The sequence below is a fragment of the Wolbachia endosymbiont of Drosophila bicornuta genome, from assembly GCF_028982105.1.
In the GTDB taxonomy this organism is placed as follows: Bacteria; Pseudomonadota; Alphaproteobacteria; order Rickettsiales; family Anaplasmataceae; genus Wolbachia; species Wolbachia pipientis.
The window spans coordinates 19276-43314 of sequence record NZ_JAPQLF010000122.1 but is presented as its reverse complement, the minus strand read 5'-3'; the positions used below and the strand labels follow the sequence as shown (position 1 = coordinate 43314).

Here is a 24039-nt window from a genome sequence, read left to right as displayed (position 1 = left end):
TATACTGTTCTTCAGTTAGTTTCTGACATATAATTCTTACTCTAATTTTTGCTTCTTTTCCTAACAATACCTCGTTTTCTAAAAATAACTTATCCTCTAAACATTCTAATAACTCCATTTTTTGATTTGTTTCTACATCATATATGTTGGTATCGGATTTATAACGACTTATGAAATAAGCTCCTATTTCATTGATTTGTTTAAAAGAACTTGGCACAAAATAACCGAGATCAGATATTAGCAAATCATTGCTTAATATATTACTTAAATGTTTCCTATATCCCTGGTCTGATCTTACCCACTCCGTTAAATTAAGTTGGTCTATTATCTGATTCATGTAGTCGAAAACTAATTGTAACTTTATTCCAGACTTAGTATTGCTTTCATAGCCACTGTAGCTAGTACCATAACCTTTATACATCTCTTCCATACTGTTAGGTAGAGTAACATAGCTACTGTCCAATAATTTAACACTATTAAATTGCTGTAAGATTTTGCAATCAACTTGCAAGATATTTTTAAAGAGAATCACAGATTCATTATACATCCTTTTCATAAATTCCACTGCTTCTTCAGTAAATCTAAAATCCAAACCTTGTTTTGTTATATCTATCGAGTCCTCGTTTAGTAATTGACACATTGTTTCTACGCTACAATTATCAACTCCTATATTACCCAAGACCATGGCTTTTACGCATGATGAACCTTTTAGCTTTCTCTTTCTTTTTATAAACCTTGTTGTAATTGAGATTTCCTCTGCTTTTTCATTAAAAAATTCTTTGAGCTTTTTTGATAAGCAAGTTATTTTATTCATTGGTTCTCTCACTAAAAGTATATCTTGGAGAACTTATACCTTATTATTCTATCTCTTTCATACCTTTATTTCCTTAACTTGACGCTTATGGTTCGTACAGCTGCGTGCTTGACACTGGGATTTAGTGCAGCTACCCTAGACTGGAAGCTCATCTTGCTATTTTTGGCTGAAAGAAACATATTTTTAGAATAATGAAAACAATCAGCTCTTTAATTCAAGAAGGATCGGAGTTATTATCGTCACATAAAGTTGAATCACCACATTTAGATTGTGAAATCATCATGCAGCACGTACTTGGAGTGGAAAGATCATTTATAATTGTGAACCATGCTGATCAAGTGCCAATGGAGAAAGAACTTTTATTTTGGAAATTAACAAAAAAAAGAGCGGAAAGATATCCAATATCGCAAATAATAGGTAATCATGAATTCTGGAGTAAAAATTTTATAGTTAACCAGCATGTTTTAGATCCAAGGCCAGATAGTGAAACAATAATCCTAGCAGTGTTAAAATATTACCCAAACAAAAAACAGAAACTAAAAATTGCAGATTTTGGTACAGGCACAGGTTGTTTATTGATATCCGTACTTAGTGAGTATGAATATGCTGTTGGCGTCGGTTTTGAAAAAAGCTTGGAAGCATATAAAGTTGCCTATCAGAACACAAAAAAACATGATCTTCTCAGAAGAGCCAAAATATTTCCAAGTTCGTGGACAGAGTGCAGAGGTTCATTCGATCTTATAATCAGTAATCCTCCATATATTAAAAGAAGCAAATTGAAAGACTTGCAAGCTGAAGTGCAAAAGGAACCAAGAATTGCCCTTGATGGCGGTATTGATGCTTTGAGTTGTTACTTGAGCATTTTTCCAATATTAAGGAGGTGCCTTAAAAAAAATGGGTTTGCGATATTGGAGATAGGTGAAGATCAAAGCAATATTGATAAAATAATCCCCTCATACGAATTAGCTTTTCAGGAATATGTATATGACTTAGCGGGAATGAAGAGATGCATTGTTGTGAAAAGAACATAGCTAATGTTTTTTTGCCTTCATCCCATATTATCCTATATCATCCCAGTACCCTCTACCTAGTCATCCAAGTAGCGTGACTACTTGGATCTATATTTATAGCTCTTTTTACAATAATCCGAACAGATCATAATATGCTACTGCTCTACCATAGCCATAAGCACATATCTTATCCTATTCGGACTATTGCGAGAAGTGCTATACTTTGCTACCTGAGCTAGGATTAAGCTTCTTTTTTTTATCATTATTAGGGTCGTCTACCACTTGTCCTAACCTTTTTGCTGTAAGCTTAATATCGCTACCAATAGCACCAAAACCTCTATATCCGATATGCATATTTATAGCCTTTCTTATAATAGTCCGAATGCGATAAGATATGTGTTTATGGCTATAGCAGGCCAGTAGCATATTACGGTCTGTTCGGATTATTGTAAAAAGAGCTATACATCTTCGTTTATGCGATAGTCAAAGCCAGCTTTTAATTGACCTGCGGGTCTTATTGACGGTTTTTCAAACATCGTCATTCTTGTTGCACCGATCCCAATACCAACGTAAGGAGAAAAAGAGAAACGGTCACTTTTCCAATTATGATAAACATTTGCCATTACAGATATGTTCTCAATTTGGTCATGACTAACTGCAGCACTATAGAGATAAGTTTCTTTATTAGGATCCTCACCAGTCTCCTTTAGGTATGAAACAGTTATTTGGCTACTTGTTAAACCAATATTATCCACTTTTACAGAAGAATACATCCCTTCCAATTCAGCCCTATAGCTGTTGTTACCCAATTCTCCTGTGTAACCAAATGCCACATTTGCAGCAAAAGGTGGATTATAATCTCCTTTATACTCACTTAGTGACTGACCTTCTGTGTTCTGAGCACCCCTGTCATTTATAGACAAATTTTTGATACCTGTAGTGCTTGTTTTTAGTACGCTTGTGTTATTTAAATATTGACCGTAATACCCACTACCAAAGTAAAACCCTTCTGTTTCACTTGCAAAAGATTGTTGTGACAACAATAAAGCAAATGCTGTAACCGCTAATGTTTTTTTACTAATCATTACTACTCCCCTAGTTAAAATAGCTAATCTAATACTAATTAATTAAAAATGGCTTAATATGAAAAACCTAATTATTTGCATAACTTGCACTTTTCTGAGCTAAAAATAGGCAAAGTTAACCTTACTTCTCGTCATTTTTTAATTTATCCTCATCTTCAAATTCATCCTCCTCTTCTTCGTCATCAAACCCATCATCGCTCCTATCCTCATCTTCCTCGTCATCATCTTCAAACTTATCGTCGATATCTTCATCATCAATATCTTCGTCTGCAAATTCATCTGATTCATCATATACTGCATCTTCGGTTTTAGTTTCAGCAGGATAATCAACTGAATTAGGTCCCTCAAGAACATTATTCCCCTCGTTATTAACCTTATCTTTGCTCGCAGCGGCAGAAAGAACTTTGTTTGGGTCATATGGTTCTTGTGTAGGCACACGAGTTTGTTTGAGCAGCCTTCTTGTGAAGGTGGTATCACTGTAGTACAAAATTTTCTTTGATTTAATTGGGTAAGTCGACTCTATTAAAATTATCTGATCGTCACGTGGCAACATAATAACTTCTTGAGGCAATAGCAATGCTCTCTGTATTTCAGAGATATGTAATGACCTTGAAGCAGGATTTAAATCTAAAAATTTAGGCTTATTCAACGATTCTTGTTGTACAGTTTTGTTTCCTATAAGTTGCGATATTAAATTAGCTGTTTCAATATTATTGGCTGCAAAAGTTATTCTGTAAGTCGAGTTTGACAAAAAGGAGTTCATCCCTGCTTCTTCGTATATTCCTTTGAGCTGCTCAGTATCTTGAACAATTAAGAATAACCTAACTCGATAACCACGAAAATATGCAATACCTGTTTGAAATTGCTCCATTTTTCCAAGTGTAGGAAACTCATCCATTAAAAACAATACGCCATAAGGCTCGTCATCCGATGGCAATTTTCTACATAAAAACTCAGTTGCCTGTTGGTAAAAAACCTGCATTAAAGGCCTGAGCCTAGTCAAGTTGTCAGGAGTTAAACCAACATAAACTGTAATTTTCTTCTTTTTAAAATCTAGAATATTAAAATCACTTGACGCAGTTGCAGTATCAATCAATGGGTTTGCCCACAATTCAAGTGATGAGTTCATGGTTGATACAACACCTGACCTTTCTTTATCAGCTTTTTGTAAAAAAGCTGCAACATTCATATATGCTACAGGGTGTAGTATTTTACCCATTGTATCAAGAGCAACAGCAAGATTATAAACCACGTCATCACTACGCATCGTACGCACAACTTCACCAAAAGATTTAACTTTCTCTGGTGCAGCAAGTAAGTATAATACCACTCCAACAAATAAGCTTCTTGCTTCATTCTGCCAAAAGTCTTGTTCAGGCATGATTAGGTTAGCTATTTTCTGCACATCGTCAACCATCTGCCCAGGTTTTTCACTAATCCATTGTAATGGATTGTAACAGTGACTTATTCCATCTGGCTGCGCTGGATTCCATACGTATACTTTTTGTCCTTGTCGTTCTCGCCAACCACTTGTTATTTCATAGTTTTCTAATTTTATGTCGTGTACAATTACCGAGTCAGTCCAAAATAATAAATTAGGAATTACAAAGCCAACACCCTTACCAGAACCTGTAGGTGCAAATAACAATGCATGCTGAAACCCATCAGAAATGAAGTATCCTCTTTTATCTTTACCAAGCAATAATCCCTTTTTGCTTCTTAATCCTGCTTTTCGTATGTCTTTCTCTGATGCCCACTGCGAATCTCCATGAAGTGATTCCTTCTTTTTAAATGGTCGCCACTCAATTATCCTTTCTCTTAAATTCCATAAGATAATCATTAAAACAATGATAGGCAGTGCAGAAGATATAATTAATGTGATTTTGAGCTCAAGGCTATATAACTCTGGATGATGCCAACAATATTGTATATGATCAAAAATCGTTGGCCAAAGAGCTTGAGGGAAAGGCGTCAAACTAGGATTAATTGCCTTAAAATCCACAGCATCCGGACCATCAGCAAACAGAACAAACAATATACCAGATAGATAGAAGCAAAACTCAAGTACGCTAAAAGCTACTACACCTCCTATGAGAATATTACGTAGGTGATTTCCATTACTCATAAACTACTCTTCCTTAATTTATGTATAAATTTAAGCATTTTCGCTCGCAGATCTAGTAAATAATATCTCAGAAATGCTTCTTTTGCCCCCACCGGTTCTTTTTAGCTGAATAACAATATCAATCACATTTCTAATGTATGGTATAATTTGGTCTGGAGGAATGCCAAGATTTGCCTGCATAACCATCAATTTTATTTGCTCAAGGGCCATTGTTGGACTATCTGCATGAAGGGTTGATATTGATCCAGGGTGACCAGTATTTATCGCCCTGAGAAAACTAAAAGCTTCCGCTCCACGGAGCTCACCAACTATTATTCTGTCTGGCCTTAAACGTAAGCACGCTTCTATCAAATCTTGAGTGGTTACTTTTGCTCTGCCCTGCCCTCCTTTAGAGGCAATTAGATGGACTTTATTGGGATGATCGTTCAAAATGATTTCCCTTGCATCCTCAACAGTAATAATTCTTTCCCCAGCTGGAATAGCACGCAAAGTAGCATTAGTAAAAGTAGTCTTACCAGTGGAAGTTCCACCACTAATTATAATATTTTTCTTACTTATTACAGCGTATTCTAAAAACTCTTTTATTTTTTTTTGCCTTAACAATAAATCCAAATGACGGTCAACTGGATTATCAGTTGCTTCTGTAACAGTTTCAGAAAAAGCCCCCATTTTTTCGTAATCATCGAGTGCTAACTGCATGCTAGAAGGCTTACGAATCGACATGACTACTTTATCAGGTTCACATGCTGGCGGAAATACTATCTGTATACGATAACCATTTGGTAATGTTGCCGAAAGTAAGGGCGCTTCTTCGCTAAGTTTTTGTTCTGTAGCTTGAGCAATCAGTCTGCCAAGAGATTTCAAATGGTTAAGATCGAATACTTCTAATTTTTCACACCTTATTTCACCGCGATTTTCAATCCATACTTCCTTTGGCTTATTTATTGATATTTCATTTACGCCTTCTTCTTGAAATATGCCTTGTAATGGCTCCAAATATGTATCAAGTGCAGCATAGTTCATTTCATTGATTTAATATCGCCTGTGGAGGAAATACTATATCTTGGTTAACAAATACTTTCAATGCAGTGCCTTGATCAACATAAATAGTTGGTTTTTTATCTGTATATCTGCCCACTACATCCCGCATATCTTTAGAAAAATCCTCGATTGATTTCCCGATTGCTTCATCATAAACAGACTTGCTTTTTCTTTGAATTTGTTCTAACAGTTGATTTACAATTTCCAGGCTTATATTTACCTCGTCTTCTTCAATTCCTAGTGCTTTTGCTATTTCCTCTTTCATTATTTTTAGTAAATCTTGTCTGCTTTTGGCACTCCGAATTCTTCCGATAGCCCCAAGGCCTAATTTCCATTTGTCACTAGATATCTTCTTTTCTGGGTCAATAATGAGTTGGAGAGAAGAAAAATCTATTTCGGTTGCAGTGATAGACTTTACTGCATCTCTGATAGTTAGCGTATCAACAAGATTAGAAGCCTTTTGCCCTATAACAGCAGAACCAATCGAAACACCAGCAAGTGTCACTGAAGAGAATAACGCACTTACTATTTTGTTATCAACTATTCCTGCTATTCCTGCTCTACCAAGCTCGTCAGTACTAAGTGATGAGATTGCAATATCTATTCCATGTGGCAGAATCACTCTATTCCAGTTTATATTTACACGAGATTTAGCAACATTCGAGTCAAATGAATAACTGCCTATCAATCTTGAGCCTCTAGGTATTAAAACTGTATCACCAGTTTCTGCATAAACATCTCTACTCACCATAGCACGCAGCATTCCTTGCAGATCAGAGTTTATTGCAGTTTCAAGAACAGCATCAACAATTTTACCTTGAGTAATCATTAAACCAAGCTTTCCTACTCTGGTAGCTTTGCTCGATTGTGCTGAAGTGTCGGATAAAATAGCATCAGCAGCCTTGTTCTCTCCACTACCACCTGAAATTGTCAACATCTGTGCACTACGTCTGTCTCTAGGATAACCGCCACCCCCTATTGTAGGAAACGAGGTAGGTAAATTGCCCATAACATTACTAGAAGGAAAATTTTGCTTTGGCAAAATAGGTATATTTGACACAGGAGTTTCTTTTGGTTTCTCTTCTTCTTTTTTCATCACTTCTTCTTTTCTAATTTGTTTTATTTCTGGTATGATTAGTGGTGTAGGAAGAGGAGGCAGGGGTGGTAAGGGATCAGTTATTATTCTTTCAGGAACCATTACATTATCTGGAACTTGTTCCAACTTTCCTTTCAATTCTTGAACGTTTTGCTTTGTTTCCTCTTTTTTAATAACTTCTGAACCCTCTTTAGGAGAAGGACTAAAATAGAGATAATACACTCCACCAGCCAGAAGCACTAAAATAATGACCATCAATGCCCTATGACCTTGATTAGAGCCAACTGTTACTACCTTATTCTCTATTTCTGATTCATCTTCTGAATTGTTACGCCTTTCTTTATTCATATTGCATGTACCACAGCTAAAGTGACCTATTTATAATTTCAACTTCACCATCTTCATAACGCATAAATAGCTTTTTATGTACTCCTTTTATTATAACATAATCATCAAATAACAGCCTTTTACAAGGTTTATCCTCCCCTTCTACAAAAACCTGAGGTATTTTATTATTATTTCTAAATTTTAAATAGGTTAAATAACCATCATCAAATAACTCGATCGGAACTATATCCGCATTACCACCTTCATCAATATATGTATAATTGTACTTCGTATCATTTTCTTGTATTATTTTTTCTAGCTTGTCTGTAGTATATTGCATTTGAGTAGGTAAAGAAACCTCATCTAAATCAACATCAAATTCACCTTCTTCTTGAGGATAATAAAAACGTACTACGTAAGATATATCCTTTTCAGCAGAATAATCGTGATCTACTTTCTTAGCATCAGTATCCGGATATTTATCGTAGTTTGGCCTTGAGACTAAATCAAAAATGTAATCTCTTTTTTTAGTTGTCGTAATAATCATGTTAGTGCGACTACTAACTTCAAATGGCATGATAAGCAATTTATTGTCATAAGGATTAATTTTCCAACTTGATGCATCACCAACAGCGATATTTTTAACTTTTTCTCCTTCCGCAAATTCAATATAAGAATAGTAACCCTGACTAAAAACCACCGTAAATACTTCATTAGGGCTATACACAAAAGTCTTTATTCTACTATCTATAGAAATAGGCTCATTATAATTAATGGATGCGTTTAAATTGCCACTTACAAGTAAAGCTAAAACTAATAATATCCTATACATATTCATCATCTACTCTATATGAAATAACTTGAAATCCTAATGGGTTAATATATCTTTGCTGATCATCCATTTCAAGCGATGCATATCTATATGACATAATAACTATCTTATTTTTTCTCGTAGAACTTCCATCTTTCCGTGTAAATTCCACAAAAAATCTCACCTGAAGAGCATCGTTACCCAACTTTTGAATTGAGCGAATTTTAAATTCACTTTTGGTATCTGAATATAAATTAAAAAGATCATCCATATTCTGCGATCCTACATAATTTCTAAATTCATTATACACATTAGGTGAGGAAAACAACCTCACCTTTGTATAATAGTTATAATTATAATGATATGGATCAAAAACCTCCCTTGCTTTTATATACTCTGAAATAAAATAATCGTTTAGCGCTTCATCTGCAGAATACTGTTTTACTGTGACAGGATCAACCAATTGCACTATTCCTGATTTCTTGTCAATTTCTATAACAAATGGCTCAATAGTGCTACTTGTGCTAATTTTAAATATGACTAATATGCTCATAGAGATCGTTGCTAATAATATTAATGCAAATAAAAGTAGAATATTCCTTTGAGCAATAACTGTGCTGTAGCGGTTTGAATTCCAATTTATATCCTTATCTAAGGATTCAGTATTTTTTTCTTGCTTAAAAAATCTTAGCATTTTAGTATTCCTAAAAATCTTAACTTATGTTAATAAACATAGCAAATTAACAAAGTAGTTACAGCAAAAAAGCTAAAAAACTCTTAATCTATGGCCTAATTTACCAAACTTTGTCTCCATATATGAATCGTTATATTTATTACGTTCCACAATAAGTGGTAGACACTTTGTAACTCCTATACCACTACTTTCCAATTCTGACAATTTCCTATCATTGTTTGTAAGTAATTGTATTTTGTTAATGTTCAATTTCTTAAGCATTTTAGCTGCAACAGCAAAACTCCTTTCATCATCTTCAAAACCCAATATTCTATTTGCATCAACAGTATCAAGATTATGTCCTCTTTGCATACTGTACGCTCTTAACTTATTAGTTAAACCAATGCCTCTTCCATCTTGCATCAAATACAATATAATACCACTTCCAGAGTCAGCTATCATTTGAATTGCTTGATGTAACTGACTTCTGCAATCGCATGACAAGCTATCTAACAAGTCACCCGTATAGCACGAAGAATGAATTCTCACTAATGGTTCGTCATCTTTATCTGGATTGCCAATGATAATTGCATGATGTTCTCTTCCACCACTTTCGGTTCTATAAGATATGATATTTACTTCTTGAGTCTGTTTTAAAAATAATGATGTTTTGCGCACTTCATATACATCCTGATTTTCTTGAAAATTATTTATGAATGACGTGTCCAGTGCAATAACGTCATTTTTCTCGCACCAATTTCGCATTTCATGGTTATTCTCAAAAGTCATATCAGCCACTAACGCGTATGGCAATAATTCTGAGAACTTAAGCAAGGCAATAGCACATTCATCTATTGTCTTTGAGCATTGCAACTCTTTTATGCAATCTTCCTTTGAACAGTTTATTAAATAGAGCAGTTCATCAAAATTATTCACCAACAGACGTTTGCTGTTATGTTCTTTATTCTGAGATATGTATTTTACCTTACTTGAAGTTAAAGTAACATATACATTACTTGATGTAAGCTTGTATTGATTAAATAAATCTCTTTCTAAAGCCTCAGCAGCAGCAAACAATAGGTAATTACTTTCATCATATATTACAATTGGCCGACCGCGCCTGATTTCGCTGATAGCTCTTTCTACCTTATTGCTACTCTGATTTCCTATAAACATTTTTACCCATATTAAACAGCGATAAAAACTGGTGCGGCCGAGAAGACTTGAACTTCCAAGGCCTTATGAGCCACAGCGACCTCAACGCTGCGTGTCTACCAATTCCACCACGGCCGCACTATATTCTAGTTTTTATATAATTATTTTAAATTACTTAATCATTTTAGAATTTTTCATCTAGAGTGTCAATCTGATACTAGAATAATTTAGAAATTGTTTGTATAATTTGATTATGAATTTTGTGATTATAAATTTTAATCATTTAAGATAACCTTACTACTAATTTTTAACTTAGGTTTTTATACAAATGAATATAGCTAATATCTTTATTTTTTTAGCTCTCTCTCTTATAACTAGCTTTCATTTCGTCCATGCACAAATATTATACACATGGTCTCAAGTTATCCCAGAAAATAAACTAAGCATACGCGCAATTACGGACAATGACATGTGTCCCATTGTTTATGTTGATGGCGAGGAAACAGAAATGCTGAATCGCAGCTCAATTAACAATGGTGATCATAACGAAACAGTTTGTGAACTGACAGTACAAACAAGTGCCAAAAACATTAGTATTGAGGATCTACTGGTTCCTATATTACCAAAAAAGGTTAATAAAATTGCTTTCATTGGTGACACGGGCTGTAGAATAAATATGTTATTTCAGCAGGAATGTAATTCGGTAGATAGCTGGCCTTTAAAAAAAAATTTAGATTCAATCGCCCTTCATAAACCAGATTTAATTATCCATGTTGGTGACTATCATTATAGACAAACAAAATGTAGAAATACAAAAAAGTGTGGCGATATTTATGGATATAATAAAGAAGTTTGGTACGCTGATTGGTTTGAGCCTGCAAAGGATATTTTATCACAATCCCCTTTCCTTTTTGTTCGTGGAAACCATGAGAGTTGTGATAGAGCTTATGAAGGATGGTTCAGGTATCTAGATTCATACCCCTTTTCGTCTGAAAAATGTGGAAACTTCGTTTCTAGTTGGTCCTTAGATGCTGGACCGATGAAATTTTTTATCTTCGACTCTTCATCCGGTGAGGATATTTTTACAACCCAAAGCACAATTGATGCTTTTGAGAGGCAATTTGATAAATTGATACAAAATAGTTCTGACAAGCCCATGTGGTTTTTAACTCATAAACCGCTTTGGAGATCTCCAAAAAAAGAATTTTTGACATTAAAAAGCCATGGTAATCTTACACAAATCGAAGCTTTTGGAGATAAATTTCCAAGCAATGTTACTACCATAGTTTCTGGCCACATTCATATAGCCCAGATTTTACTAATGGATAATGTTCCAGACCAAATTATAGTTGGAAACGGTGGTGCATCATTACACGCTCAAGATCAAGAATCTGTTTATCAAAATGTAGAATTTGACTATTTAAATGGTAAAAACTACTTAGCACACGAGGTTAGAAACTTTTTTGGCTTTGGCTTTGCAATACTAAATTTAGATGATCACGAATTTACCTTCTATAATCAACACAATAAGGAAATGTATTCTGCGAAGCTAACAGAAGATTTTAAACTTAAACGGATTAAAACTATAGTCGATTCATTTTAGGATTTGTTATTAGCTATTTTAAAAACGCTACTTAAACATTTTTTTTAATCGATTGATTTCATCAGCAAATTTTGAGTCAGTCTTTATAAAATTTTCTACTTGTTTTACTGCATGTATAACAGTAGCATGGTCTCTGCCACCAAAGTTTCTCCCAATATCTGGTAGGCTTTTTTGCGTAAATTTTTTGGCAAAATACATAGCTATTTGTCTTGGCCTTGCAAGACTGCGAAGCCTTCTATTGGATTGCATATCTGCAACCTTTATATTGAAAAATTCAGCTACTTTCTTTTGTACTTCTTCTATTGTGACTGACCTATGATTTGACCTAAGAAGATCGATTAGGGTTTCACTAGCCGATTCTACCGTCATACTTCTTCCAATTAATGAGGTATGGGTAACCTTATTTAATGCTCCTTCTAATTCTCTTATATTAGATTTTATGTTCCTTGCTAAAAACTCTAGGACATCTTTCGGAACATACATATTCATCTGCTCCACTTTTGCCTGCAATATACCAAGCCTTAATTCAAAAGTTGTTTCATTAATATCTGCCACCAACCCCCAACCGAGTCGTGATTTTATTCTTTCTTCCACTCCATCAAGATCACTAGGAGACCTATCAGCTGATATAACCAATTGTTTATTTTGGTCTATCAATGCATTGAAAGTATGAAAAAATTCTTCTTGTGTACTATCTTTACCACTGATAAATTGCACATCATCTACCATCAATACATCTACTGATCTAAATTGCTCTTTAAATAACATAATATCTTTGCTTCGCAGCGCTGTAATATATCGGTACATGAATTTCTCTGCTGATAAATACACCACTTTTCTTTTTGCTGATGGGGAATTGACTATGTGCCAAGCTATAGCATGCATTAGATGTGTTTTACCAAGTCCCACTCCACCATATAGAAACAAAGGATTGCTGCCTAATATTGGATCTATAGATTCTGCCACACGCTTTGCCGCCGTAAATGCTAATTCATTTGGCTTTCCCACTACAAAATTATCAAAGGTGAACCTTGGATCCAGCGGCGAACCAAGATTATGATTACTTTCCTCTCTGTTTTTTAGTATAACATTAAAATTTGAATTCCTCTCCTCAATTACTCGAATATCAATAGAACGTATACTTTTATCTTCGCTTTGCCATAATGATAATATTTTTTTCATGTAATGAACTGTAATCCACTCTTTTATAAACCTTGTTGACACGGATAAAAGAACTTCCCCATTTCTTCTACTGACAAATTTTAGTGAACTCAGCCAGCTATTATATGTTGCTTCTCCATAAAGATTATAAAGACAATTTTGGATTTTTTCCCAAGTAACATTGTGATCCGTTACTGTAATAATCTGATCAAAAAACATAGTAGAAACCTTAGGGCTAGTCAAGTTCATATACCACACCAAGAAAAAAGCAATAATTAGAAAAATATAAGATAATCAATAGCTTACTGCAAAATGAAAAGCTAATACTACTTAATACATACTAAAAATTATGGTGATTTTTTGATGGGTTGTAAAGGGTATAAAAACATTAAAATTGATCATTTTTATTTCAAAAAAATGAAAAATTTGTAAATGTCGCTTGTATCGAGGATTAGAAGCATGCTATTAAAAACGGTAATACATTATGTATAAATAAGATGTTAAATTTACTGGCAAATAAGTAAAGTATTCATATAAATATAGCTAACCTAATATAGATTTACTGAAGCAAATTTATGATTATATTAAGTAATTTGAGTTGTTATGCTGTATTCGGTATTGAACTAGAGTTTTACATTGAAGGAATAGAAAAAGAATACTTATTTCTGAATAGCATCAAAAATAAAATAGCATCTCTTGAATTTTCTTGCGAGAAGGAGAATTCTACACATCAGTATGAGATAAAAAGTGGTTGTTATACGAACTCCTACAATTTAATTAAGCATTTTGAGTTAGCAAAACAATCACTTACTGAAACAGCACAAAAACTAGGTGGGAATGTTTCTTTTAAAGCAAAGCCTTATTTGGATAGAGCAGGCAGTGCATTAAATGTGCATGTTAATCTCGTGAATTCAAATAACGGTAACTTATTTTATATCAATGAGCAAAAGTACAGTGACTATCTGATTCATAGTATTGGTGGATTATGTGCAATGATGAAAAAACATATGTTGTTTTTTGCTCCAAATGATGATTCATATTTAAGATTTCAGTATCCGGATATTCACACTCCAACTACGATTAGTTGGGGAGTAAATAACAGAACTGCTGCGATAAGAATTCCCTATTTTGGCAACGATTTCAAAAGATGCCGCCTAGAGCACCGCGTTCCCGGAGCAGATTGTGACCTTGAAAAAGTACTCACAGCAATAATTGAAGGTATGGTTTTTGGTATAGAGAACAAAATTGCTCCGCCAAATAGGGTCTACGGCATTGCATCTGATCCTCAATATGAGATGGAGAGGTTAATATAACAACTATCTATCAAATCCTAATCCGTTAAACCCCTTTTGGGTAATTGGCTGTTTTAGCATTTTTTTTACATCATTATCTACATTTTTGCACTGTAATAGCAAGTCTAAAGCAGATAGTTTCTGCGTGCTTTTAGATTCAAGCTCTAGATTGCTTAACACTTGCCCAGGAAGTGGATTACCAGGCACATCCGTGTGCTCAGGAAGAGGTTTCATCTGATTCTTTATAGAGCTAGAGTTATTTTGTGTAAGAGTTTTATCATTTAGCATGCTAAGAATAATTTCCTCAGGCACTACCATAGTTTTTGTATAATCAACAGGATTACTATTTTCAGCATCTATAGTCACATGAATTGGTTCGCCAAACGCATTTATAGGACCACCAAGTGATCCTTTCTCCATGCGTTCTTGTGCTCTTTTCCTTATTATTTCTTCTTCTCGCTCAGTTTCAGTTCTTTTTGGTTCTTTTACGGTATCTTTTTCTTCACCTTCATCAACACTGCTATACCCTTCATCTTCTGAAACTTTATCTCCTGAAACACGAGTAATTTCAGCTTTAGTTCTTATTTTATGAACCAGCGAAAGTAATAAGTAAGTAACTGCAGCGGCAGAAACGATAATGGCTATCTTTGCGGCAATGTGGATTGCTGTTAAAAATATTAAAGCTGATAAAGCTCCAGCTAATCCAGACACAATAACTTTATTTTTGCCCTTTGTTACATTTAGAATTGCCACCATAATAACCTCTCAAATACTGTTCTAGAATTATTATACAGGAATTTTCTTATACTTGCAATTTTGCGAAAATTTTAATTATTTGCGTAAAGTTTTAAAGCTACACAAGGATTAATTAATATGCAATGTATCTCGACTATAATATTGTACAAATACACATATTCAGCTAACATTCAACATGCAGAGCTTACTCATAGAGCGAAACAGGGCGGTGGTATTATTACTTATAGTATAGCCTTTCTTATAATAGTCCGAATGCGATAAGATATGTGTTTATGGCTATAGCAGGCCAGTAGCATATTACGGTCTGTTCGGATTATTGTAAAAAGAGCTATAATTTTTATCTTCGGTTCATACGTTTATGTAAAAATGCCAAGGGAAAGCAATCCTGATATACAGATTCCTATAATCAGCGTGTTTGTTGGACCATACGCGTCAAGTTAAGGAAATATCGTGAAATATAGCAACATTTGAGATGGGCATTTTATTTGTTACATTTATTTTTTTAGGGAGTTCTTATCTAGAAGAAGATAATTTTTTCAGAAGAATCTATAAATTAATAACTTTATTACTTAATATATAAAATAGTTTTTTCGTTTCCTTTCTTCCTTATACCACTTTTCCTTAACTTGACGCGTATGGTTTGTTAGACTTCCTGGGATTTCTGCTCAAGATAGTGAAAAGCTATTAGTGCTTCCTATAGAAAATGAACTAAGATCCATCGAAGGTGTAAGAGAATTGAGAGCTTTTGCAACTAATGATGGTGCTCACATGATACTCGAATTTGGAACAGAGTATGATAATAAAGAAGTGCTCGATAATGTTCGTTCAAAGCTTTCAAACATAAAATCGAAGTTACCTGTTGAAGCGGAATCTCCGATAATCAATGAAATAAACTTGAGCTTATTTCCGATACTCAATGTCGGCTTAATTGGTAATTTGCCAGAAAGAGCCTTAACTGAAATAGCACGCAAGTTAAAGAAAGAAATAGAATCTCTGCCAAATGTTCTCAAAGTTGAAGTGGCAGGTATACGTAAAGAAACAGTGGAAGTTATAATTGAGCCCACAGTTCTAACAAAATATAACATTCAATCAAACGAAATATTCCAAGCTATATCAAGCAATAATAGACTAGTGGGAGCTGGGTCACTGGCCGGTAAATATTCGATTAAAATATCAGGGTTATTAAAAGATATAGAAGATATTATGAATATTCCTATTAGATCTCAAGGCGATGCAGTTTTGAGAATCAAAGATATAGCAAAAGTATACCCTAGGTTTGAGGATCACCAAGGATTTGCTCGCATTAATGGATTACCTAGTGTCGTGCTAGAAATTTCAAAACGTAACGGAAAAAACATAATAGACACAGTAAATCAAGTAAAATACTTAATGGATAAGGCAAAAGATCAATTACCTGAAAATTTAAAAGTGGTGTACTTAAACGACCAGTCAAAAAACGTCCTCGATGTGCTTGATGACTTGGAAAACGGCATAATATTTGCTGTGTTGTTAATATTGATCATAATGATGCTTTCTATGGGAACAAGGATTGCTATTCTTGTGGCACTCTCGATACCCGGTTCCTTTCTCATTGGGATAATAGCTCTTTACTTTATGGGTATAACCTTAAATATCGTTGTGCTCTTCAGTTTAATTATGGCTGTTGGCATGCTGGTTGATGATGCAATTGTGATCAGCGAATATGCCGATAGAAAGATGATCTGCGGAATGGACAAAGTAGAAGCTTTTTACACTTCAGTTCGTGATATGTTTTATCAGGTTCTATCATCAACGTTAACTAAATTAGCAGTGTTTTTTCCTCTATTATTCTGGCCTGATACTGTTGGTAAATTCATGCAGTACATACCAATTACAATAATTCTAACTTTGACTGGATCGCTCATTATGGCTTTGGTTTTTATACCAACACTTGGTGCAATATTTGGTAAGCCTTCGATAACTTCAAAAAAAGAAATAAAAAAAATGAGTGCTATAGAAAGTGGTGAAATAAAAAATGCTGGGCCTATAATAAGAGCTTACGTACGCATGCTAGAGAAGGTTTTGGATCATCCTAAAAAATTCGTATGTGCTACTGTATTCGTTTTGTTTTCATTTAGTGTGCTGTACTTTACTTTTGCTCCTGGAGTAAAGTTTTTTCCGAAAGTGGATTCAGATAATATTTTAATCAGTGTTAAAGCAAAAGAAAGCTTATCAGCCAAAGAACGAGATCTGATACTCAAAGAAGTGGAAGAACGCATTTTGAGCATTGAAAAAGAAATTCATGTTTCTTATGCTAGATCAGGAGCATTTTCAGACAACGTTATCGCCAGAATACAACTAGAACTTATGGATTGGCGCTTCAGGCGCAAAGCTAAGCACATACTAAATGATATAAGGGGCAGTGTGCAAGACATGAAAGGAATAATAATTAATGTTCAAGAGGAAAAGCCAGGACCGTCGGCTGACAAGCCAATACAAATTAACCTCAGCGGGAGTGTATCCAGTTTGAATTTAGCAGCAGAGAAAATTCTAGAAATTATGAACCAACCTTCATCCGGGTTTATAAATATTCAAGATAGCAGATCAGCACCTGAAATAGAGTGGAATATGAGTGTTGATAAGAATAAGGCTACAAGCTCTAAAGTAAGTGTTGCAACCATTGGCGATTTTATAAAGATGGTTACAAATGGAGTGTTGATTGGAAAATATAGACCAAATAACACGGATGAAGAAATCGATATTGTACTCCGTTTCCCTGGAAAGGATCGCAACATGAAGACTATAGACAATCTTTTTATCAATACAGTTAATGGCCCGTATCCTATGAGCAATATAGTAAAATATGCTCCCGAAAAAAAGGTAAACAAACTAAACAGGATTGATGGATTACGCATAGTGACAATCTCTGCTGACGTTGATACTGGCTATCTTGTTGATGAAAGAGTAAAGTTCATTCAGAATTCTATTCCCCAGGATTGGGACAAGGGAGTAAAAATTGATTTTAAAGGCGACAAAGAAGATCAATAAAAATCAGGAGCATTTTTGTTAAAGGCTTTTATATTAGCGATTACACTAATGATATTGGTATTAGTGACACAGTTTAATAATGTATACCATACATTTATCGTAATGACAGCAGTGTTTTTATCCACAACATGTGTGTTTTTTGTTTTCTTTCTTATCCAACAAGTTTTCGTAGTTGTTATGTGTGGAGTGGGGATAATTGCTTTGGCGGGAATGATAGTGAATAATAATATACTATTACTTGATGCCTTTCATCACCAAATTAAGGTACACAAAAATGACATCAAGCGATGTGTAATAAACGCTGCAATTTCTCGCGTTAGGCCAATATTGCTTACCGTTGCAACCACAGTTCTTGGTTTAATACCGATGATTACCAGGTTAAATATCAATTTTTTTACGCTACAAATCACATATGATGCTCCATCAAGCCAGTGGTGGGTTGACATTTCAACAACCATAGCAAGTGGAATATTGGCTGCAACGGTTTTAACTTTATTCTTTACTCCTGCGTTGCTTGTTATACAAAGACATGAAAAAACTTGACTTAAATTAGCAATCATTTAACATTTAAGATAGTGTTCTTTGCCCGTTGGAGCTATAATTATAACTAATTACATTGGATTTATTTATTATGATTGCTAATCGTAAAAGCAGTGTTAAGCAGAAAAGTAACAAGAATAACATAGTTGGAAGCCTTGATGTAATAAAAACAGCAGGAGAGCTTTCACTTCAAAAAGGTTTAGATTTTGATGTTGTAATAAAGGCACTAGAAAGTGCTATAGAAGCAGTGGCTCATCAAAAATATGGTAGCAAAAGTAAAATTGTAGTTGATATAGATAGAAACACAGGCAAAGTTACTTCATATAGGAAACTAAAAGTTATTGATGATGAATCAAATGAAAAAGAGAATACCGAGTGTGAATCAATTACGCTTACACAAGCTAAATTAATAAAAGGAGATGCAAAAGTTGGAGATACTGTTAGTGAATTACTCTCTCTTAACACTGATCTTGCTTCAGCAAGAATTGCACAGCAAAAGATTGCTCAAATAATTAAAGATGAAGAGTCAAAAAAGCAATATGAGGAATTTAAAGATAAGGTGGGAGAAATAAGGTATGGTATTGTTAAACAAGTAGAATATTCAGATCTTATTATAGACATAAATGGCACTAGGGCATATCTTCCACTGCGAAATTTAACTGGTGGTGAATCATTTCGTGAAGGTGATAAGGTTAAAGCTTACATACAGACTGTTAAGCGCTCTGATGATGGACGTCAAATTATTCTTTCTAGGACTCATGAAGGCTTTTTGGAGGCATTATTAAATCAAGAAATACCAGAAATTGCTGACGGATTAGTGACAATTAAAGGTATAGCTAGAGATGCTGGTTCAAGGTCTAAGGTTGCCGTTTTCTCTCCCGACAAGAACATTGATCCAGTAGGTGCTTGTGTTGGAGTTAAGGGAGATAGAATAAAAACTATTATACACGAATTAAATGGTGAAAAAATTGACGTTATAAATTACTCCTCAGATTTGGGTCAATTTGTTATTAAAGCCGTTACTCCTGCAGAAGTATCGAAGGTTATTATTGATGAAAATGAAAATTGCATAGAGTTAATAGTTGCTGAAGATCAATTGAGTTTAGCGATAGGAAAAAAGGGCCAGAATGTAAGATTAGCTTCAGAGCTTGTTGGATGGAAAATTGAGATATTAAGCACTCAGCAAGAATCAGAAAGGCGAAGTAAAGAACTTAGTCAATGTTCAGCTTTATTTGCTGAAGCTTTAAACTTAGAAGAGATTATGGGTCAGCTATTGGTAACAGAAGGTTTTTCAAGTGTAGAAGACATATCTAGCGCTTCAATTAAAGAGCTTGCTTCAATAGAGGGCTTTAATGAAGATATTGCAAACGAGCTTCACAATAGAGCAAATAAGTACCTGAAAGCAGAAAATGATAGAAAAATAGAAGAGCTAAAAAGTTTAGGTATGGAGGATGATGTAATCAATTTAACTTTATCAATAGACAATAAAATTGCTCTTAGTAAGCATGATATTAAGACTTTAGAGGACATAGCAGATTTATCAAGTTATGAGTTTTGCAGCATACTCTCTTCCTCATCCGATAGCAAAGAAGATCTAAAAGATACAGTAGATTCAATAATCATAGAAGCACGTAAAAAGCTTGGATTAATATAATAAAATAATATGAATAATGAAGATATCAGTGATAAAAAATTAACGCTCCAAGGTTTAAGCAAGCTTAAATTAGACCTCAATTTAAACTCTTCAGCTAGCCCAAGTACTGGAGCTACAGTAGTAAAAAAAAGAAGAAAAAAATCTCATGATGCAGAAGAACATAATTTATTTGAAGAGAGTAAATTAGGTTCTTTAACAGAGAAAGAACAAATTTTTCGCATTAATGCTGTGCAGAATGCTGCTTTGCTGAAAGAAAGAAATCAGAGAGAAGAAAAAGAGAAAACAGCAAAAGAAGACAGCAATAAAGAGATTGACGAGAAAAATGAAGCGGACGCTTTATCTAAGGAAATAAATAAGCAAGTTTTAAGTAATACCCACTTAGTTGAACCAAAAGAAGATAGTATTGACCATGAGGACAACGATAAAAAGTCTTTTAAAGTCAACAAAGATATATATTCTAAGCATTCTAAACTGGTAATTGCACAGGCAATAGATGAAAAAACTGAACAACCCCCTGTATTTAAGCAAAGGTTTGGTATAAGAGGTAGAAAGTCAAAGTTTACTAAGGGTAAAAATATATCAAGAGAAGTTATTATACCAGACAAAATAACTATCAGGGAGTTATCTATTCGCATGGCAGAAGATAGCAAGAGTGTGCTAAAAATGTTCAAAGAAGAAGTCGGCGAGAGTTATAGAGTAGATGATCTGGTGGATCCAGATATAGCATGTGAAATAGTGGAAAAATTTAATCATACGGCTAAACGAGTGAGCGATACCAACAGAGAAAAAGATTTATTTTTTATAGAAGGCAGAGAAAGCCTGCCTAAAAAACCTAAACCACCAATCGTCACTTTTATGGGACACGTCGATCATGGTAAAACCTCATTGCTCGATGCATTTCGTGAATCTAATGTTGCAGAAAGAGAGTCAGGTGGCATAACTCAACACATAGGTGCTTATCAAATAACGACAAAAGATAAGCAAAAAATTACCTTTATTGATACACCAGGACATGAAGCGTTCACTGCGATGCGTGCACGTGGTGCCAATATTACTAATATAGTTGTAATAGTAGTTGCAGCTGACGATGGAATCATGAAACAAACAGTTGAAGCAATAAATCATGCAAAAGCAGCAAATGTTTCTATTATAGTTGCTATTAATAAAATTGATAAATCTGAGCCTGGTGATGTGGAGAAAGTAATGAGTAGCTTACCTCAATATGATCTCATTCCTGAAGAGCTTGGTGGTGATGTTATGATTGTGCCAATATCAGCAAAAAAGAAAACTAATTTAGATAAACTAGAAGAGACGATTTTGTTAATCGCTGAATTAATGAAGCTGGAAGCAATAGAAGATTGTCGAGCACTTGGATGGGTAATAGAATCCAAAATAGATAAAGCGAAAGGAATATCAGCCACATTGATAGTTGAGGAAGGAACGTTAAAGGTTGGTGATATATTGGTAGTTGGTACAACATACAGTAAAGTACGTAGTATGGTTAATCACCTTGGTCAAAGAGAAAAAGCAGCACTACCCTCTGCTCCAATTGAAATTACTGGTCTAAATGGTGTGCCAAATGCTGGAGATAAATTTGTTGTTATAAATTCTGAAAAGCAGGCGCGTGAAATTATTGAACATAGGTTAGAGTTAATCAAGAAAAAAGAAGAAAATTTAGATGAGGATGATTTAGATATATTCAGCCGTAATAACAGTGAAATAGAAGAACTATCTGTAGTTTTAAAGTGCGATGTAACTGGTTCTATTGAAGCAATATCAAGTTCAATTGATAAACTCGGTAAAGATCAAGTGAAATTAAATATCCTACACAAAGCAGTAGGAGGGATAACGGATTCAGATGTGCTGCTTGCAGAAGCATCAAGTGCAGTAATTTTAGCTTTTAATGTAAAAGTGGACTCAAAAATAAGGGACTTGGCAAAACAAAAAGGTATAGAAATACATACTTATAACATAATATACGAGCTCATTGACGACATGAGAATGTATTTAACTAAAATGTTAAAGCCTGTTACACGAGAGGTTCGTGTTGGTTCTGCATCTGTAAGGCAAATATTTAATGTATCTAAAGCTGGTAATATCATTGGATGTTACGTAAGTGATGGAGTCATAAAAAAAGATTCTTTAATTAAGGTAGTGCGCAATAGTAAATTGGTGCATGAAGGAAAGTTAAAAGCACTACGTAGATTTAAAGATGATGTTAAAGAAGTAGGTGTAAACTTTGAATGCGGAGTATCACTAGAGGGTAATGTCGATATTAAAGTTGGAGATATTTTGGAAGCTTATCAATTAGTCCAAGAAGAAAGGGTGTTATAGTAGCTGGATATGAAAAAGGAAATTAGAAACCTAAAGATAGCATCTGTGTTGCATAGAGCAATATCAAGAGTTCTAATGGAAGGTAAGGTGTTCAATAAAAATGTAGCGGTATCTGACGTAAAATTAAGTAAAGATTTGAAAAAAGCAGATGTATATATTGTGTTATCTTCATTGAATATTCAAGTAGCTGACTACTTAGATCCAGAAAAAAGACGCACTGGAGATCCTTCTGAGAATAATTGTGATATTAATACTGTTGTTAATGAAATGAACCAATCTGCATGGTCAATACGTAAATCTATATTGTGTTATGTTGATTTGCGATTTATACCTGAACTAGTTTTCAAGCCTGACTTAGCGTTCGATAATTTTGTTAATGTAAGCAAAATATTACATAATCACACTTAATTAATGCATTTCAATCGTTACTTTTCATTAATGAGGTTGCACAGTTTAACGGGTTTGTGGCTTGTGCTATTTCCCAGTTTGAGCGGTATTCTTTTAGCATCAACTTCTCTATCGTATCAGGTTCTTTTTCTCCTTGTTTTGTTTACTATAGGTGCATTTTTAATGAGACCCGCAGGGTGCATAATCAATGATATCTTCGATAGAAAAATAGATGCGCACGTTGAACGAACAAAATATAGGCCACTTGCAAGTGGTGCATTAAACATAAAGCAGGCTTTAGCTTTACTTTCACTGCTACTGTTTATTGCCCTGGTAATCTTATTATTAACTAATAAAACTACACTCATACTTGGAATAATCTCAATGTGTATGATAGCTACTTACCCTTTATTAAAGCGGTATGTTTGGTGGCCACAATTGTTCTTAGGGTTTACCTTCAATATGGGATCGCTCATGGGCTCAGCAGCAATAACAAACCAGATCAGTATAGAATCCTTGCTGTTTTATATAGGATGCGTCTTTTGGACACTTAGCTATGACACCATATACGCCCATCAAGATAAAAAAGATGATGAAAAACTCGGGATGAAATCTACCGCATTATATTTTGGTGATACAACAAAATCTTGGTTGAAAAGATTTTATTTAATATCTCTTATGACGTGGCTATATGCTGGTATCTTATCATCATTAAATAACATTTTTTATATTGCTCTACTTGCTGTAGGGTTCATATTTCACCTCCAATACAAAAATTTCAATCCTGACGATCCCAGTCAATGCATGTCCATATTTAAAAATAATTCCTACGTAGGGTTGCTGCTCTTTTTCGGCATTCTTTTAGATAGAATTATCACCTAGGTCTCAAGAGTTTCGGCTCTAATGAAATCAATAGACTCAGGTAGCCCGCAGAAACAAAAAAACTTGCTTGACAAGCTCTGCCAGCCCTCTTATCATGAAACTGAAGCTATTGTATTTGCTTTCGTCAATCTGCAGATTAAAAGGTAAGGATTACTTAATCTGTCGGCGTCTTGTGTTCAATTTTTTGCAGTATATGGATGCTGTATGTCTTTACAAAACTTCATCTACATCTAGATTTTTATCTAAATAAGCTGAACGCGCTTATA

General features: G+C 34.3%; 17 protein-coding genes, 1 tRNA gene and 2 pseudogenes. 8 read left to right on the top strand and 12 right to left on the bottom strand.

Annotated features, from left to right (window positions below; genetic code table 11):
• The coding region (locus OZD68_RS04505) for an IS4 family transposase (protein WP_275008717.1) at positions 1-814 on the bottom strand (814 nt) is incomplete at its 3' end.
• A gap of 191 nt (positions 815-1005) precedes the next feature.
• Here OZD68_RS04505 and prmC point away from each other — a divergent pair.
• Entirely contained in the window at positions 1006-1845 is an 840-nt protein-coding gene (gene prmC, locus OZD68_RS04500) for a peptide chain release factor N(5)-glutamine methyltransferase (RefSeq protein WP_182309889.1), read from the top strand.
• Positions 1846-2040: 195 nt separating this feature from the next.
• Here prmC and OZD68_RS04495 read toward each other — a convergent pair whose 3' ends face one another.
• The 9 genes and pseudogenes from OZD68_RS04495 to OZD68_RS04455 form a co-directional block, all read right to left on the bottom strand.
• Positions 2041-2250: a hypothetical protein gene (locus OZD68_RS04495; RefSeq protein ID WP_182309888.1), complete on the bottom strand. Its 210-nt coding sequence runs from the start codon at positions 2248-2250 to the stop codon at positions 2041-2043.
• A 35-nt stretch (positions 2251-2285) separates the two neighbouring features.
• A pseudogene (locus OZD68_RS04490) lies at positions 2286-2909 on the bottom strand (P44/Msp2 family outer membrane protein); the annotation flags it as partial.
• Positions 2910-3030: 121 nt separating this feature from the next.
• A complete protein-coding gene (locus OZD68_RS04485) occupies positions 3031-5034 on the bottom strand; it encodes a type IV secretory system conjugative DNA transfer family protein (protein WP_182309887.1) in 2004 nt (667 codons plus the stop codon).
• Positions 5035-5064: 30 nt separating this feature from the next.
• Complete coding sequence (virB11, locus tag OZD68_RS04480; RefSeq protein ID WP_182309886.1) at positions 5065-6057, bottom strand: P-type DNA transfer ATPase VirB11; 993 nt, start codon at positions 6055-6057, stop codon at positions 5065-5067.
• A 1-nt stretch (position 6058) separates the two neighbouring features.
• The gene (locus tag OZD68_RS04475) at positions 6059-7519 is read right to left on the bottom strand and encodes a TrbI/VirB10 family protein (RefSeq protein WP_182309885.1); all 1461 of its coding nucleotides are present in this window, start codon (positions 7517-7519) and stop codon (positions 6059-6061) included.
• A gap of 16 nt (positions 7520-7535) precedes the next feature.
• Positions 7536-8336, bottom strand: a complete 801-nt coding sequence (gene virB9 / locus OZD68_RS04470) for a P-type conjugative transfer protein VirB9 (protein ID WP_182309944.1) — start codon at positions 8334-8336, stop codon at positions 7536-7538.
• On the bottom strand, positions 8323-9003 hold the full coding sequence (locus OZD68_RS04465; protein WP_182309884.1) for a VirB8 family type IV secretion system protein: 681 nt from the start codon (positions 9001-9003) through the stop codon (positions 8323-8325). Before OZD68_RS04465 ends, virB9 begins: the two co-directional genes overlap by 14 nt.
• 72 nt (positions 9004-9075) lie before the next feature.
• A complete protein-coding gene (locus OZD68_RS04460) occupies positions 9076-10158 on the bottom strand; it encodes a GTP cyclohydrolase II (protein WP_182309883.1) in 1083 nt (360 codons plus the stop codon).
• A gap of 29 nt (positions 10159-10187) precedes the next feature.
• Positions 10188-10275, bottom strand: a tRNA-Leu gene (locus tag OZD68_RS04455).
• A gap of 190 nt (positions 10276-10465) precedes the next feature.
• On the opposite strand from OZD68_RS04455, the gene OZD68_RS04450 reads away from it, so the two are divergent.
• Complete coding sequence (locus OZD68_RS04450) at positions 10466-11740, top strand: metallophosphoesterase (RefSeq protein ID WP_182309882.1); 1275 nt, start codon at positions 10466-10468, stop codon at positions 11738-11740.
• Positions 11741-11767: 27 nt separating this feature from the next.
• Here OZD68_RS04450 and dnaA read toward each other — a convergent pair whose 3' ends face one another.
• The gene (gene dnaA / locus OZD68_RS04445; RefSeq protein WP_182309881.1) at positions 11768-13150 is read right to left on the bottom strand and encodes a chromosomal replication initiator protein DnaA; all 1383 of its coding nucleotides are present in this window, start codon (positions 13148-13150) and stop codon (positions 11768-11770) included.
• 326 nt (positions 13151-13476) lie between these two features.
• Between dnaA and OZD68_RS04440 the strand changes: the two genes are divergently transcribed.
• On the top strand, positions 13477-14214 hold the full coding sequence (locus OZD68_RS04440) for a type I glutamate--ammonia ligase (protein WP_006280263.1): 738 nt from the start codon (positions 13477-13479) through the stop codon (positions 14212-14214).
• Between the two features lie 3 nt (positions 14215-14217).
• On the opposite strand, the gene OZD68_RS04435 is transcribed toward OZD68_RS04440, so the two are convergent.
• A complete protein-coding gene (locus OZD68_RS04435) occupies positions 14218-14949 on the bottom strand; it encodes a hypothetical protein (RefSeq protein ID WP_182309880.1) in 732 nt (243 codons plus the stop codon).
• 657 nt (positions 14950-15606) lie between these two features.
• Between OZD68_RS04435 and OZD68_RS04430 the strand changes: the two are divergent.
• The 5 genes and pseudogenes from OZD68_RS04430 (at position 15607) to ubiA (ending at position 23773) form a co-directional block, all read left to right on the top strand.
• A pseudogene (locus OZD68_RS04430) lies at positions 15607-18519 on the top strand (efflux RND transporter permease subunit).
• An 88-nt stretch (positions 18520-18607) separates the two neighbouring features.
• Positions 18608-20170: a transcription termination factor NusA gene (gene nusA / locus OZD68_RS04425; protein ID WP_182309878.1), complete on the top strand. Its 1563-nt coding sequence runs from the start codon at positions 18608-18610 to the stop codon at positions 20168-20170.
• A 9-nt stretch (positions 20171-20179) separates the two neighbouring features.
• A complete protein-coding gene (infB, locus tag OZD68_RS04420) occupies positions 20180-22504 on the top strand; it encodes a translation initiation factor IF-2 (protein WP_182309877.1) in 2325 nt (774 codons plus the stop codon).
• Between the two features lie 9 nt (positions 22505-22513).
• Positions 22514-22912: a ribosome-binding factor A gene (locus OZD68_RS04415; protein ID WP_006279769.1), complete on the top strand. Its 399-nt coding sequence runs from the start codon at positions 22514-22516 to the stop codon at positions 22910-22912.
• Between the two features lie 3 nt (positions 22913-22915).
• A complete protein-coding gene (gene ubiA / locus OZD68_RS04410) occupies positions 22916-23773 on the top strand; it encodes a 4-hydroxybenzoate octaprenyltransferase (RefSeq protein ID WP_182309876.1) in 858 nt (285 codons plus the stop codon).
• Positions 23774-24039 lie beyond the last annotated feature (266 nt).

Coding starts and splice junctions, on each gene's coding strand:
- virB11 (WP_182309886.1), bottom strand. CDS start 6,057: ATGAACTATGCTGCACTTGATACATATTTGGAGCCATTACAAGGCATA.
- OZD68_RS04465 (WP_182309884.1), bottom strand. CDS start 9,003: ATGCTAAGATTTTTTAAGCAAGAAAAAAATACTGAATCCTTAGATAAG.
- OZD68_RS04485 (WP_182309887.1), bottom strand. CDS start 5,034: ATGAGTAATGGAAATCACCTACGTAATATTCTCATAGGAGGTGTAGTA.
- OZD68_RS04460 (WP_182309883.1), bottom strand. CDS start 10,158: ATGTTTATAGGAAATCAGAGTAGCAATAAGGTAGAAAGAGCTATCAGC.
- virB9 (WP_182309944.1), bottom strand. CDS start 8,336: ATGAATATGTATAGGATATTATTAGTTTTAGCTTTACTTGTAAGTGGC.
- nusA (WP_182309878.1), top strand. CDS start 18,608: ATGATTGCTAATCGTAAAAGCAGTGTTAAGCAGAAAAGTAACAAGAAT.
- OZD68_RS04440 (WP_006280263.1), top strand. CDS start 13,477: ATGATTATATTAAGTAATTTGAGTTGTTATGCTGTATTCGGTATTGAA.
- OZD68_RS04475 (WP_182309885.1), bottom strand. CDS start 7,519: ATGAATAAAGAAAGGCGTAACAATTCAGAAGATGAATCAGAAATAGAG.
- OZD68_RS04450 (WP_182309882.1), top strand. CDS start 10,466: ATGAATATAGCTAATATCTTTATTTTTTTAGCTCTCTCTCTTATAACT.
- ubiA (WP_182309876.1), top strand. CDS start 22,916: ATGCATTTCAATCGTTACTTTTCATTAATGAGGTTGCACAGTTTAACG.
- infB (WP_182309877.1), top strand. CDS start 20,180: ATGAATAATGAAGATATCAGTGATAAAAAATTAACGCTCCAAGGTTTA.
- prmC (WP_182309889.1), top strand. CDS start 1,006: ATGAAAACAATCAGCTCTTTAATTCAAGAAGGATCGGAGTTATTATCG.
- OZD68_RS04415 (WP_006279769.1), top strand. CDS start 22,514: ATGAAAAAGGAAATTAGAAACCTAAAGATAGCATCTGTGTTGCATAGA.
- OZD68_RS04495 (WP_182309888.1), bottom strand. CDS start 2,250: ATGCTACTGGCCTGCTATAGCCATAAACACATATCTTATCGCATTCGG.
- dnaA (WP_182309881.1), bottom strand. CDS start 13,150: ATGAACTTGACTAGCCCTAAGGTTTCTACTATGTTTTTTGATCAGATT.
- OZD68_RS04435 (WP_182309880.1), bottom strand. CDS start 14,949: ATGGTGGCAATTCTAAATGTAACAAAGGGCAAAAATAAAGTTATTGTG.